Raw genomic sequence first — 13194 nt, forward strand, 5'->3', positions numbered from 1 at the left:
CCGGGCCCCGCCTGGGCCCCTGCTCAGGCGGGGCGGACGCGGATCATGGCGTGCCGCTCGGTGCCCGGGCGGGTGAGCCGCTGCCAGAGTCTCGAGCCGGCGTAGGAGACCCGCCACTGCCAGCCGTAGCGGCGGGCGAGCGCGGCGCGCGCCTGCCGCCACTCGTGCGGCTCCAGCAGCTCGGCGGTGGCCTCGACGACCGGCCCCGTCACCCGGCCGCGGACGTCGCACGGGGCCACGGTGACCCGCGCGGTGTGCCGCAGCCGCTTGACCTTGCCGGAGTCGGCACGGGTCCAGACGACGAGGCCGTCGCCGTCGGGGGCGGCCCAGACCGGCGTGGGCACCGGCTCCCCGGTGCGGCGGAACGTGGTCAGGCTGACGTAGGTGCTGTGCGGCAGGCCGGCCATCAGGCGGCCGGGGCGAGGGTGAGCACCCGCCGCATCGCCGCCTCCACCGTGTCGACCACCTCGGCCACCGGGACGTCGCGGCCCAGCTCGGCGCTGAGCGAGGTGACCCCGGCGTCGGCGATGCCACAGGGGACGATCGCGCCGAACGCGCCGAGGTCGGGGTCGCAGTTGAGCGCGAACCCGTGCATGGTCACCCCGCGGGCGACGCGCACGCCGATCGCGGCGATCTTGCGCTCGGGCCGGAACCGGCTGCCGGGTCCGGGGGCGTCGGCGGCCACCCAGACGCCGCTGCGCCCGTCGACGCGCATCGTGTCGACGCCGACCGAGGCGCACACCTCCATGAGCGCGTCCTCGAGCCGGCGCACGTGCGCCACGACGTCGACCGGGTCGCGGAGCGCCACGATCGGGTAGCCGACGAGCTGGCCCGGCCCGTGCCAGGTGATCTTGCCGCCGCGGTCGACGTCGACCACCGGCGTGCCGTCGAGCGGGCGCTCGTGCGGCTCGGTGCGCCGGCCCGCGGTGTAGACCGAGGGGTGCTCGAGCAGCAGCAGCGTGTCCGGCGCCTCGCCGGCGATCCGCGCGGCGTGGATCTCGCGCTGCCGAGCCCAGGCCTCCTCGTAAGGGACGGTGCCGGCCCGGACGACGCGCAACTCGGTCACGACTCCCAGCCTAGGCCCGCGCTCACCGCAGCCGCCGGGGCTCGAGGCGGGTCTCGACGGCGGTGCCGTCCGGGCCGCGCTCCACCCGGTAGGCGGCCTTGCCCGGCCGGTCGGCCACCGCCTCGACCAGCGCGGTGCCGCGGTAGACCAGGCCCACGCCGTCGTCGGTGGCGTGCCCGGCGGGCAGCGTCCCGTCGGCCACCAGCCGCTGGTACAGCGGCCGCCGCTGCTCTTCGGAGTCGTGGTGGACGCCGTTGGAGGTGGGGATCAGCCCCAGCCCGTTCGTCACCGGCCGCAGGTCGGGACCGTAGGAGTCGGTGGTGCCGCCGACGTGCCAGCACAGCGACCCGGCCGACACCCCGCCGAGCACCACCCCGGCCTGCCAGCACTCGGCCAACACCTCGTCGAGGCCGTGCACCCGCCACACCGCGAGCAGGTTGGCCACGCTGCCGCCGCCCACCCGGACGACGTCCTGCGCCAGCAGGTGCGCCCGCACGTCGGCGACGGTGGGCATCGGGAACAGGCTCAGGTGGCTCAGCCGGACCGCGCTGCCGGCGAAGGCGCCGTACACGCCGGCCAGGCGCGCGGGGTCGTCGCCGGTGGCGGTGCCCAGATAGCAGAGGCGCGGCTGCGCGGGCGCTCCGGCGAGCTCGACGGCCAGGTCGAACACCGGGCCCGGCGCCCAGTCGTAGGGACCGCGGCCGCGGGAGTCGAAGCCGATGCTCGTGGCCAGCACGGTCGGGGCGGTGGCGGGCATCAGGCGGCTCCGGCCGCGGCTGTCGAGGCGGTCGCGGGCCGCAGCCGGCGCAGGACCGCGGCGGCGGTGCGGCGGCCGCTGGCCATGGCGCCCTGGATGGAGGGGGTGTCCCGGTGGTCGCCGCAGACGTACAGGCCACCGCCGAGGTCGACCGGGCGGCGCAGCCGCAGCGGGGGCAGCGCCGCGGGCTGCGCGCCGGTCACGGTGACCGTGGTCAGGTGCTGCAGGTCCGCGGTGGCGACGTCGTGCAGCCGGGCCACCTCGTCGCGGACCTCGGCCTCCGGCGTGGGTGCCAGCGAGCTGCTGGCCACCAGGGCGCGGCCGTCGGGGGAGTAGGCCGGCTGGGCGTCGGTGAGCACCGCGCTGTTGACCAGCCGGCCGCCCGGCGTCCCCAGGACGATGAGCGGCTCGGGCCACGGCGAGGCCGGCAGCACGTGGTAGTGGGTCGTCACCTGGCGGGGCGCGGCGGCCTCGACCGCCGGCACGAGCAGAGCCGCGGTGTCGGGGTCGGTGGCCACCACGACGGCGTCGGCGCGCACCGGGCCGGCGTCGCTGTCGACCGAGCTGCCCGAGACCTCCCTGACCCGGACCCCGTGGTGGACGCGCCCCTCACCGACCCGGGCGGCCAGCTGCTCGCCGATCGCCTGGATGCCCCGCGCCGGCAGGCCGGTGCCGCCGCGGACGAAACTGCGCCACAGCAGGTCCAGGTAGCGGCTGGAGGTCTCCAGCCGGTCCTCGAGCAGCACGCCCGCGAAGAACGGCCCGAAGAACCGTTCCAGGGCCGGGGCGCCGACCCCGGCCCGCCGGAGGTGCTCGGCCGCGGAGGTCTCCGGGGCCGTCAGCAGGCGCGGGACCGGCCAGAACCCGGCGCGCGCGGAGAACGCGGCGATCGCGGCCTTGTGGGGCAGGGACCCCACCGGTGCCCGCAGCGTGTCCGCCACCGCCGAGGGCCGGCGGCGGGGGTCGGCGACCCGGTGTGCGCGGCCCCCGACGCGGATGACCGCGCCGGGGGTGAAGAAGCCGAGGTCGAGGGCAGGCAGGTCGAGGTCCGCGGCGCGCGGGTAGCCGGTGTTGAACACCTGGAAGCCGCGGTCGACGACGAAGCCGTCGACCCGCTCGGTGGCCAGCCGCCCGCCCGCGGAGGCGGAGGCCTCCAGGACGTGCACGTCGATCCCGGCGGCGGCCAGGCGGGTGGCCGCCGACAGGCCGGCCAGCCCGGCGCCCACGACGACGACCTCGGCACGGGCGGGCAGCGGCATGCCCCGAACCTAGGTGCAGTCGGCGGCGGGCACCCGTCCGGGACGGCGCCTGTGGACGCCGCCCCGGGCTGTGGACGGCGGGCGCGGGACGACGGCGGCGCGGCCTACGGTCCCCGCCGTGCCCGCCACCCCCTCGCCCAGCGCCGGCCCCGACGCCGCCCCGGTGCCACCCGTCGTGCCCGGCTACCGGCTCGACCGGCTGCTCGGCCGCGGCGGTTCCGGCGAGGTCTGGCGCGCGCGGCCCCGCGACGGCGGCGCGGCGGTGGCGGTGAAGCTGCTCGTGGCCGGCGACGCCGGGCGGCAGGCGCGGGAGGCGGCGCTGCTGGGTGCGCTCGACCACCCGCACCTGGTCCGGCTGCACGAGGTGGTGCACCAGCCTCGCCGCGGCGGCCCGGCCCGGGTGGCGCTCGTCCTCGACCTGCTCGAGGGCGGCAGCCTGGCGGCGCTGCTGGCCCGGCGCGGCCGGCTGCGCCCCGGCGAGGTGGTCACCGCGCTGGCGCCGGTCGCCGCCGCACTGGCGTGCGCGCACGAGCAGGGCGTCGTGCACGGCGACCTGTCCCCGGGCAACGTCGTCTTCACCGCCGAGGGGCGGCCGGTGCTCACCGACCTCGGCGTGGCGCGGGTGCTGGGCGAGGACGCCGCCGGTGAGGTGACGCCGGCCTACGTCGACCCCGCCGTCGCCCGCGGGAGCGCGCCCGGCCCGGCCTCGGACGTCTTCGGCGTCGCCGCGGCCGCCTTCCACGCGCTGACCGGCGTCCCGCCGTGGAACGCCGCGACCCCCGCCGACACCCTCGCCGTCGCCGCCGCGGGCGAACTGCCCGACCTCGCCGAGCTGGCCCCCGGCACGCCGCCCTCGCTGCTCGAGGTGGTCGGCCGCGGCCTGTCGGCCGATCCGCACGCACGGGGGTCGGCGGCGGCCTTCGCGCTCGACCTGCGGCACGCCTGCCGCCCGGAGCCGGTGCGGCTGCCGGCACCGGGCATCCCCGACGCCGAGCTGGCCCGGACCGGCCGCGGCCCGCGCACCGAGCTGACCCACCAGGTGCCCGGCCGGCGCCGCCGGCCCGCGCCCGCCGAGGTCCGCGCACCGTCGGGCCGGTCGGGGTGGCCGGGAGGACCGCTCGCGCGGCGGGCTGCCGCGGGCATCGCGCTCGCCGCTCTGGTGCTGGGCGCGGTGGCCCTCGGGCTGGCGCTGACCCGCTCCGGGCCCGGCGGACCGGCGGCGCCGGCGGCCGCGGCCACTCCGGAGTCCGCCGTCCCGGCGCCGTCCCCGGTCCTGTCCACCGCCCCGGCGCCGTCCCCGATCCCGTCCTCCGCCCCGGCGCCGTCCTCCGCCCCGGCCCCCGCCCCGCCGCCGTCGGCGGAGCAGGTCGACTGGACCACCGTCCTCACCGACCTCTACGACCGTCGCGCACGGGCGTTCACCACCGGCTCCCCGGCGCTCCTGGACGAGGTCTACACCGCCGACAGCCCGCTGCTGGCCGCCGACCGCGCCTACCTGGCCGCGCTCACCGCCGCCGGTGAGCTGCTGCGCGGCTTCGCCCCGTCGGTTTCCGACGTGACGGTCGAGGCCGCGACCTCCGGGGACGGGTCCGTGCGGGTGCGGCTGGTCGACAGCTGGCCGGAGTACGCGGTCGTGGCGGCCACGGCTCCGGACGGCCCGGTACTGCGCACGGAGGCCGGCCGCGGGGACGCCCCGGTGACGATGGTGCTGGTCCCCGGGGCCGGCGGCTGGCGGATCGGGACCGCGGGGCGGCTGGCGTGAGGCCGGCGGTGGCGTCAGTCGCGGCCGAGCGCGTCGCGGAGGGCGGCGGGCAGGTCGCGGTGCCGGAACGGGTAGCCGGCCGCGAGCAGCCGGGCGGGCACGGCCCGCTGCCCGGCGAGGACGCTGGAGCGGCCGAACTCGCCGAGAGCCGAGCGGATGGCGAAGCCGGGCACCGGCAGGACCGTCGGCCGGTGGACGGCCCGGCCCAGCTCCCGGACGAACTCGTCGTTGCGCACGGGGTCGGGACCGGTGACGTTGACCGGCCCGGACACCTCGTGGGCGGTGAGCAGGAAGCGGATGGCGCCCACCTCGTCGTCCAGGCTCACCCACGGCCAGTACTGCTGCCCCGACCCCACCCGGCCGCCGAGGCCGAGCCGGAAGACCGTGCCGAGGATACGCACGAGCATGGCGCCGCGGCCGATGACCAGGCCGGTCCGCAGCGCGACCACCCGGACGCCCGCCTCGGCCGCGGGGGCGGTGGCGGCCTCCCACTGCACGCACACGCGGGCGAGGAAGTCGTCCCCGGGCGGGGCGTCCTCCTCGACCACCCGGTCCCCGGTGTCGCCGTAGTAGCCGACCGCGGACGCCGACAGCAGCACCCGCCGGCGCGAGGGGTCCTCGGCGGCCGCGGCGGCGAGCGCCTCGGCGATCGTGGTGGTGCTGTCCACCCGGCTGGTCAGCACGTCCCGCCGGTAGGCCTCGGTGAACGGGCGCGGCCGGATCGGCGTGCCGGCGAGGTTGACCACCGCGTCGACGTCACGCAGCAGCGCCGGGTCGATCCGCCGGTGCTGGGGGTCCCAGCGGTGCTCGTCGGCGGTGCGGGGAGTGCGGCGGACCAGCCGGATGACCTCGTGCCCGTCGGCGCGCAGCGCCGGCACCAGCGTCGACCCGATGAGGCCGGAGGCCCCCGTGACGGCGATCTTCATGACCCTCCTCGTCCCCCCTGCCCGGTACGACCTCGGGCCCCGGCGCGTGCGCCGGGGCCCGAGCGGGGGACGTCAGCTCAGGCCGAGCTCGCCCTGGAACTGTCCGGCCTCCAGCCGCTCCTTCACCGTGCCGAGGAACCGGGCGGCGTCGGCGCCGTCGACGATCCGGTGGTCGTAGGTGAGGGCCAGGTAGACCATCGAGCGCACCGCGATGACCTCGCCGAGGTCCGGGTCCTGCACCACGACCGGGCGCTTGACCACGGTGCCGGTGCCCAGGATCGCCACCTGCGGCTGGTTGATGATCGGCGTGTCGAACAGGGCGCCGCGGCTGCCGGTGTTGGTCAGCGTGAACGTGCCGCCGCCCAGCTCGTCCGGGGTCACCTTGTTGAGGCGGGTGCGCTCGGCCAGGTCGGCGATCTTGCGGGCCAGCCCGCCGATGCTCAGGTCACCGGCGCCGTGGATGACCGGCACGAGCAGGCCGCGCTCGGTGTCCACGGCGACGCCCAGGTTCTCCTGGTCGTGGTAGGTGACGGTGCCGGCCTCCATGTCGACGGAGGAGTTCACGGCCGGGTGGGCCTTGAGCGCCTCGACCGCCGCCTTGGCGAAGAACGGCAGGAACGACAGCTTGACGCCCTCGCGGGCCTCGAAGTCCCGCTTGGCCCGGTCCCGCAGCTTGGCGATCCGCGTGATGTCGACCTCGACGACGGTGGTCAGCTGGGCGCTGACCGCCAGCGACTCGACCATCCGCCGGGCGATGACCCCGCGCAGGCGGGACATCTTCTCGGTGCGGCCGCGCAGGGAGGTGTCCGGCTGGGCCGCCGGCGACGGGGTCGTGGCCCGACCGGCGGCGGCCGGAGCCGGGGCGGCGGCCGGAGCCGGAGCGGCAGCCGGGGCGGAGGCGGCCTCCGCGGCGGCCAGGACGTCCTGCTTGCGGATGCGGCCGCCCACGCCGGTGCCGGTGACGCCGGCCAGGTCGACGCCGTGCTCGGCGGCCAGGCGGCGCACCAGCGGCGTCACGTAGGTGCCGCCACCGTCGGCCGGAGCCGCGGGCGCCGGGGCCTCCGCCCGCGCGGGCTGCGAGGGCTGGCTGCTCTGCTGGGCGCGGACGGTCTCGGCCTCGCCGGACCCGTAGTCGGCCCCGGCGGGGACCGACGGCGGGGCGGCCGGCGGCTGGGGCGCGGGCTGCTGCTCCTGCCGCGGCGCCGGAGCGGGAGCCGGGGCCGGGGCCGGGGCCTCCTGCGGCGCAGGGGGCTCCTGCGAGGCGGGGGCCGGCGCGGCAGGGGCGGGGGCACCGCCACCGGCAGCTCCGGACCCGATCACGGCCAGCTGGGCGCCGACCTCGACGGTCTCGTCCTCGTTGACGGTGATCGACAGCAGCGTCCCCGACACCGGAGCGGGGATCTCGGTGTCGACCTTGTCGGTCGAGACCTCGAGCAGCGGCTCGTCCGCGGTGACCTCGTCGCCGACCGCCTTGAGCCAGCGGGTGACGGTGCCCTCGGTGACGCTCTCGCCGAGCGCCGGCATGGTCACCGGCGTCCCCTCGCCGCCGCCCTGACCGCCGCCCTGGTCGGCGGGGGCCGGGGCCTCGGCGGCCGGAGCGGGCTGCGGCTCGTCGGCGGCGCCGGGGCCGGCGTCCTCCACCTGCTCGACCGGGGTCTGCGGGGTGGTGGCGTCCTCGGCGGAGGCCGGCCCGCCGGCACCCGCGTTGTCACCGTCGCCGCCGATCACGGCCAGCTCGGCGCCGACCTCGACGGTCTCGTCCTCGGACACGAGGATCTTGGTGAGGACACCCGCCGCGGGGGAGGGGATCTCGGTGTCGACCTTGTCGGTCGAGACCTCGAGCAGCGGCTCGTCGACCTCGACCTGCTCACCCTCCTGCTTCAGCCATCGGGTGACCGTGCCCTCGGTGACGCTCTCGCCCAGGGCGGGCATGGTGACGGAGGTCGGCATCGGGGCGGGGCTCCTTCGTGGCGGCGCGGGTGGGGGAGACGGAGAGCGGAGCCGGCCGGCTCAGCTGTGGGCGTGCAGCGGCTTGCCGGCGAGGGCCAGGTGGGCCTCGCCGATCGCCTCGCTCTGCGTGGGGTGCGGGTGGATCAGGGAGGCGACCTCGTCGGGCAGGGCCTCCCAGTTGAAGATCAGCTGCGCCTCGGCGACGAGCTCGCCGACCCGGCTGCCGACCATGTGCACGCCGACGACCGGGCCGTCCTTCTGACGGATCAGCTTGACCGCGCCCTGGGTCTTGAGGATCTGGCTGCGGCCGTTGCCGCCCAGGTCGTAGACGAGGGTCTCGACGTCGCCGTACTCGTCGCGGGCCTGGGTCTCGGTCAGGCCGACCGAGGCGACCTCGGGGTCGGAGTAGGTGACCCGCGGGACGCCGGCGTAGTCGATCGGCACGACCGGGAGGCCGGCGAGCCGCTCGGCGACGAGGATGCCCTCGCCGAAGCCGACGTGGGCCAGTTGCAGGGTGGGGATGAGGTCACCGACGGCGGAGATGGTCGGCACGTTGGTCTGGCAGTACTCGTCGACCAGCACGTAGCCGCGGTCCATCGCGACGCCGGCCTCCTCGTAGCCCAGGCCCTGGCTGACCGGCCCGCGGCCGATGGCCACCAGCACGATCTCGGCCTCGAACTCCTTGCCGTTCTGCAGGGTGACCTTCACGCCGTTATCGGTGGACTGCACCGAGGAGACCATGTTCCCGAGCTCGAAGTTGATCTTCCGGCGGCGGAAGGCGCGCTCGAGGAGCTTGGAGGAGTTCTCGTCCTCCAGCGGCACCAGGTGCTTGAGGCCCTCGATGATCGTGACGTCGACGCCGAAGGACTTCCAGGCGCTGGCGAACTCGCAGCCGATGACGCCGCCGCCCAGGATGATCGCCGAAGTCGGGACGCGGTCGAGCGTGAGGGCCTGCTCGCTGTCCATGACGCGGACGCCGTCGAGCTCGACGCCGGGGATGGAGCGCGAGTAGGAGCCGGTGGCCAGCAGGACGTGGCGCCCCTCGTAGGTCTGCCCGTTCACCGCGACCGCGGTGGGGGAGACCAGCCGGCCCTCGCCCTCGACGTAGGTGATCTTGCGGCTCTTGATCAGGCCCTGCAGGCCCTTGTACAGCCGCGAGATGACGCCGTCCTTGTAGGAGTTGACGCCGTCCATGTCGATGCCGGCCAGCGAGGTCTTCACCCCGAACTGCTCGCCCTCGCGGGCCAGGTCGGCGACCTCACCGGCGTGCAGCAGGGCCTTGGTGGGGATGCACCCGCGGTGCAGGCAGGTGCCGCCGACCTTGTCCTTCTCGATCAGGACGACCGACATCCCCAGTTCCGCGGCCCGCAGCGCGGCGGCGTAGCCACCCGAGCCACCACCGAGGATGACCAGGTCGGCGGGGGTGGTGGGTGCGCTCACGACGTGCTCCTCGATGCTCTCGGCCTGCCCCACCCGAACGGGTGGGGGATGGTCCTCGACCATCCTGCCACTCCGGGTGACGGGGCAGGCCGAGGCGGTTGCGTGCCGCGTGCGGCCGGGGTCCCCGGCCGCACGCGAGGTCAGCGGGTCAGCAGGTCCTCGATGGTGGCCAGCAGGGTGCGGACCGGCACCCCGGTGCCGCCCTTGGGCGTGTAGCCCCAGGGTGCGCCGGTGTTGAAGCTGGGCCCGGCGATGTCGACGTGCGCCCAGGGCAGCCCGGCCGGGACGAACTCGGCGAGGAAGTGCGCCCCGACGAGCATCCCGCCCATGCGGTCGGCGTTGGCGTTGACGAAGTCGGCGACCGGCGAGTCGATGCCGCGCCGCAGCTCCTCCGGCATCGGCATCGGCCACATCGGCTCGCCGCTGCGCCGGCTGGCCGCGACGACGGCGTCGCGCATGTCGTCGCTGCCCATGACGCCGGCGGTGCGCGCGCCGAGCGCGACCAGCTGCGCGCCGGTCAGCGTCGAGGCCTCGAGCAGGACGTCGGGGGAGTCCTCGGCCGCACGGGCGATGGCGTCGGCCAGGATCACCCGGCCCTCGGCGTCGGTGTTGGTGATCTCGGCCTTCTTGCCGTTGCGGAAGGTGACCACGTCGGCCGGCCGGTAGGCGGTGCCGCTGGGCAGGTTCTCCGCCATCGGGACCGTGGCGGTGACCTCGACCGGCAGGCCGAGCTGGGCGACCAGGCAGACGGTGGCGATCACGGCCGCGGCGCCGGCCATGTCGCTCTTCATCTCGTCCATCTTCGCGGCGGGCTTGATCGACAGGCCGCCGCTGTCGAAGGTGATGCCCTTGCCGACCAGGGCGACCTTCTTCTGCGCCTTCTTGCCCGAGTAGGTCAGCCGGAGCAGCCGCGGGCCGCGCGCCGAGCCCTTCCCGACGGCCAGGATGCCGCCGTAGCCGCCGGCGGCGAGCCCGTCCTCGTCGAGCACCTCGACCTTCAGGCCGGCGGCCTTGCCCGCGGCTGCACCGCGGGCGGCCAGCTCGGCCGGGTAGAGGTCGTTGGGCGGGGTGTTGACCAGGTCCCGCACCAGCGCGACCGCGTCGGCCACGGCGCGGACCCGTGCCAGCGGGGCCTTCGCCGCGCCGGCGTCGGGGACGACGACGGTGAACTCGCACGGCGGGGTGGGCCGGTCGGCGGGCAGGTCGGATTTGTAGGCGGTGAACTCGTACGCGCCGAGCAGCGCGCCCTCGCCGACGGCGTGCAGCCGCTCGGCGTCCGGGGTCCCGCCGACGGCGGCCAGCAGGGTGACGACCGAGCCGCGGCCGGCCAGCGCGCGGCTGGCGGCGCCGGCGGCGCGGCGGATCGCCTCGGGGGAGTAACCGCCGGTGGCCTCGGGGGCGCCGAGCCCGACGGCGGCGACGACGGGGAACGGGCCCTGCCCGAGGCTGGCCACCCGGGTGACCTCGTCCTGGGTGCCGCGCGCCCCGAGGTCGGCCAGGGCGGGCAGCAGCCGGCCGCCAAGCAGGCGGTCCACGGCCTCCGCGCCCGGTGTGGGCAGCGGGCCGGAGGAGCCCTTCCCGATGCCGACGACGACGGCGTCGGCGGGTGTCTTCTCGAGCGGGCGGTCGGTGGCGGTGATCGTGGGCGGCACCGCTCGATCCTAGAAGGACCCCCGTGCCCCCCACGCCTCGCAGGCTCGGCGCGGGCCCCTGCACGGGGGCCGGTTCCGGCACGCCGCCGGATAGCGTGCGGGGGTGACCGCGCGCACCTCGCCCCTCCACGACCGCCACGTGGCGGCCGGCGCCAAGCTGGCCGACTTCGGCGGCTGGTCGATGCCGATCGAGTACGCCGGCGGCGGGGTGCTCGCGGAGCACGCCGCCGTGCGCGAGGCGGTGGGCCTGTTCGACGTCTCGCACCTGGGCACGGGCACCGTGCGCGGGCCCGGTGCCGCGGCCCTGGTCGACGCCTGCCTGACCAACGACCTCGGGCGGATCGGGCCGGGGCAGGCGCAGTACACGCTGTGCTGCGTCCCCGACGGCGAGGCCGACGCCGGCGGCGTGGTCGACGACCTCATCGTCTACCTGCACTCACCCGACGACGTGCTGCTCGTGCCCAACGCCGCCAACGCCCATGAGGTCCTCGCGCGGATCGCCGCCGCCGCGCCGGCCGGCGTCACGGTGACCGACCGGCACGAGGAGGTCGCCGTCCTCGCCGTGCAGGGGCCGCGCTCGGCCGCCGTCCTCGAGGCCGCCGGGCTGGCCGCGGAGCTGGACTACATGGCCTTCGCGGGCGGGGAGGGGCAGGAGGTCACCGTCTGCCGCACCGGCTACACCGGCGAGCACGGCTACGAGCTGCTCGTCGCCGCCGAGCGGGCCGGCGCGCTGTGGGACCGGCTGCTCGAGGCCGGCGCTGCCGAGGGCATCCGCGCGTGCGGGCTCGGCGCGCGGGACACCCTGCGCACCGAGATGGGCTACCCGTTGCACGGCCACGAGCTGTCCCGGCAGATCACCCCCAACCAGGCGCGCAGCGGCTGGGCGGTCGGGTGGAAGAAGCCGGCCTTCTGGGGCCGGCAGGCGCTGCTGGCCGAGCGCGAGGACGGCCCGACCCGACTGCTGTGGGGCCTGCGCGCCACCGGCCGCGGCATCCCGCGTCCCGGCATGGACGTCCTCGACGAGGCCGGCCGCCGCATCGGCGAGGTCACCAGCGGCACGTTCTCCCCGACGCTCCGGACCGGGATCGCGCTGGCCCTGCTCGACGCCGCGGCCGGCGTCGCGCCGGACACGCCACTCGCCGTCGACGTCCGCGGCCGCCCGCAGCCCGTCGTCGCCGTCCGGCCGCCGTTCGTGCCCTCGCACGTGCGCTGAGGACGGCGCCCGCCGGGAGAGGCCCTCAGGCCTTCTGCTTGGACTCCTTCGTGGGTTCCGGCGGGTCGGGCAGCTCGTCGGCCATCGTGGCGTTGCGCTGGCCCATGGGGACCGGCGGGCCCTCGGTGGTGTCCTCGGCCGTCTGGTGCTCGGCCTCGGAGTTGATCTCCGCGCCCAGCAGGACCAGGTAGCAGGTGAGGTACAGCCACAGCATCAGCACGATGACGCCGGCGATGGCGCCGTAGGTCTTGTCGTACGAGCCGAAGTTGTTGACGTAGAAGCTGAAGCCCAGGCTGACCAGCGCCCAGATGACCGTGACGACGATCGCGCCGAGGCTCACCCACTTGAGCTGCGGCGCGTCGCGGTCGGGCGCCACCCGGTAGAGCACCGCCAGCGAGCCGGCGAACACCCCGAGCAGCAGCACCCAGCGCACGACCTGCGCCAGGACCGTCCCGACGACGCCCAGTGGCAGCGCGTCGAGCACCGCCGGGACGACGGCGACCAGCGTGAAGGTGACCAGCACGAACACGATGGCGCCGAGCGTGAGCCCGAGTGCCATCGCCTTGCGCTTGACGAACCCGCGGGTCTCGACCTCGTCGTAGGCGATGTTCACCGCGGTGATCACGTTGCCCGTGCCGCCGGACGCCGACCACAGCGCCGCCAGGACCGAGATCACCAGCGACACCGACAGCGCGCCGCCGCTGTTCTGCGTGATCGCGGTGAGCTGGTCGCCGATCAGGGCGGCCGCCTCGTCGGGGAGCTGCGCCGAGAGGCTCTCGACCTGCCGCGCGACGGTCTCCGGGGAGGCCACGAGGCCGTAGATGGAGATCGTCGCGATCAGCGCCGGGAAGATCGCGAGGAAGGCGAAGAACGCGACGCCGCCGGCGATGATCGGCATGTTGTCGGCGTTGTTCTCCGCCCACGCCCGCTTGACGATCTGCTTCCAGCCCCGGGCCGGGATCTCGGTGGGCTTGTCCGCGTGCATCCCGGGGAGCTCGGCCGGGGTCGGGCCGCCGGGGGGCACCCGGCCCGGCTCGGCCCCCTCCTCGCCCCGGGCGGCCCGCTCGGCCGCCTCCCGCGCGGCCGCCCGCCGGGCGGCCTTCTCCTCGACCCGCTCGCGGATCCGGTCGACCGCGCTGTCGCGCTGCCTGGTCCCGGACATGCCAGGC

At 76.4% G+C, this 13194-nt stretch carries 11 protein-coding genes; 2 read left to right on the forward strand and 9 right to left on the reverse strand.

Going from position 1 to position 13194, the window contains the following annotated elements; genetic code table 11:
• Nucleotides 1-23: 23 nt before the first annotated feature.
• From ACI8AR_RS03155 to ACI8AR_RS03170, 4 genes are read right to left on the reverse strand one after another with little or no spacing between them, the layout of a single operon-like run.
• Nucleotides 24-407, reverse strand: a complete 384-nt coding sequence (locus tag ACI8AR_RS03155) for a PPOX class F420-dependent oxidoreductase (protein WP_457049683.1) — start codon at nucleotides 405-407, stop codon at nucleotides 24-26.
• The gene (lipB, locus tag ACI8AR_RS03160; RefSeq protein ID WP_457049684.1) at nucleotides 407-1066 is read right to left on the reverse strand and encodes a lipoyl(octanoyl) transferase LipB; all 660 of its coding nucleotides are present in this window, start codon (nucleotides 1064-1066) and stop codon (nucleotides 407-409) included. Before lipB ends, ACI8AR_RS03155 begins: the two co-directional genes overlap by 1 nt.
• 22 nt (nucleotides 1067-1088) lie before the next feature.
• On the reverse strand, nucleotides 1089-1823 hold the full coding sequence (locus ACI8AR_RS03165) for a Type 1 glutamine amidotransferase-like domain-containing protein (protein ID WP_457049685.1): 735 nt from the start codon (nucleotides 1821-1823) through the stop codon (nucleotides 1089-1091).
• Nucleotides 1823-3082 (reverse strand): NAD(P)/FAD-dependent oxidoreductase, encoded by a 1260-nt coding sequence (locus tag ACI8AR_RS03170; RefSeq protein ID WP_457049686.1) that lies wholly within the window; start codon nucleotides 3080-3082, stop codon nucleotides 1823-1825. Before ACI8AR_RS03170 ends, ACI8AR_RS03165 begins: the two co-directional genes overlap by 1 nt.
• Before the next feature lie 118 nt (nucleotides 3083-3200).
• Here ACI8AR_RS03170 and ACI8AR_RS03175 point away from each other — a divergent pair, with 118 nt between their 5' ends.
• Complete coding sequence (locus ACI8AR_RS03175; RefSeq protein ID WP_457049687.1) at nucleotides 3201-4844, forward strand: serine/threonine-protein kinase; 1644 nt, start codon at nucleotides 3201-3203, stop codon at nucleotides 4842-4844.
• 14 nt (nucleotides 4845-4858) lie between these two features.
• Here ACI8AR_RS03175 and ACI8AR_RS03180 read toward each other — a convergent pair whose 3' ends face one another.
• The 4 genes from ACI8AR_RS03180 to ACI8AR_RS03195 form a co-directional block, all read right to left on the reverse strand.
• Nucleotides 4859-5770, reverse strand: a complete 912-nt coding sequence (locus ACI8AR_RS03180) for a TIGR01777 family oxidoreductase (RefSeq protein ID WP_457049688.1) — start codon at nucleotides 5768-5770, stop codon at nucleotides 4859-4861.
• A 72-nt stretch (nucleotides 5771-5842) separates the two neighbouring features.
• Nucleotides 5843-7720 carry a 2-oxoglutarate dehydrogenase, E2 component, dihydrolipoamide succinyltransferase gene (gene sucB / locus ACI8AR_RS03185; RefSeq protein WP_457049689.1) on the reverse strand — a complete coding sequence of 626 codons (1878 nt, stop codon included), beginning with the start codon at nucleotides 7718-7720 and terminating at the stop codon, nucleotides 5843-5845.
• A 60-nt stretch (nucleotides 7721-7780) separates the two neighbouring features.
• On the reverse strand, nucleotides 7781-9160 hold the full coding sequence (lpdA, locus tag ACI8AR_RS03190) for a dihydrolipoyl dehydrogenase (RefSeq protein ID WP_457049690.1): 1380 nt from the start codon (nucleotides 9158-9160) through the stop codon (nucleotides 7781-7783).
• A 140-nt stretch (nucleotides 9161-9300) separates the two neighbouring features.
• Complete coding sequence (locus ACI8AR_RS03195; RefSeq protein ID WP_457049691.1) at nucleotides 9301-10812, reverse strand: leucyl aminopeptidase; 1512 nt, start codon at nucleotides 10810-10812, stop codon at nucleotides 9301-9303.
• Between the two features lie 103 nt (nucleotides 10813-10915).
• Here ACI8AR_RS03195 and gcvT point away from each other — a divergent pair, with 103 nt between their 5' ends.
• Nucleotides 10916-12025 carry a glycine cleavage system aminomethyltransferase GcvT gene (gene gcvT / locus ACI8AR_RS03200; protein ID WP_457049692.1) on the forward strand — a complete coding sequence of 370 codons (1110 nt, stop codon included), beginning with the start codon at nucleotides 10916-10918 and terminating at the stop codon, nucleotides 12023-12025.
• Nucleotides 12026-12050: 25 nt separating this feature from the next.
• Here the strand turns inward: gcvT and ACI8AR_RS03205 are convergent, their stop codons facing one another.
• Nucleotides 12051-13187 carry a YihY/virulence factor BrkB family protein gene (locus tag ACI8AR_RS03205; RefSeq protein ID WP_457049693.1) on the reverse strand — a complete coding sequence of 379 codons (1137 nt, stop codon included), beginning with the start codon at nucleotides 13185-13187 and terminating at the stop codon, nucleotides 12051-12053.
• Between the last annotated feature and the right edge of the window lie 7 nt (nucleotides 13188-13194).

Source organism: Geodermatophilus sp. SYSU D01036 (assembly GCF_054050435.1).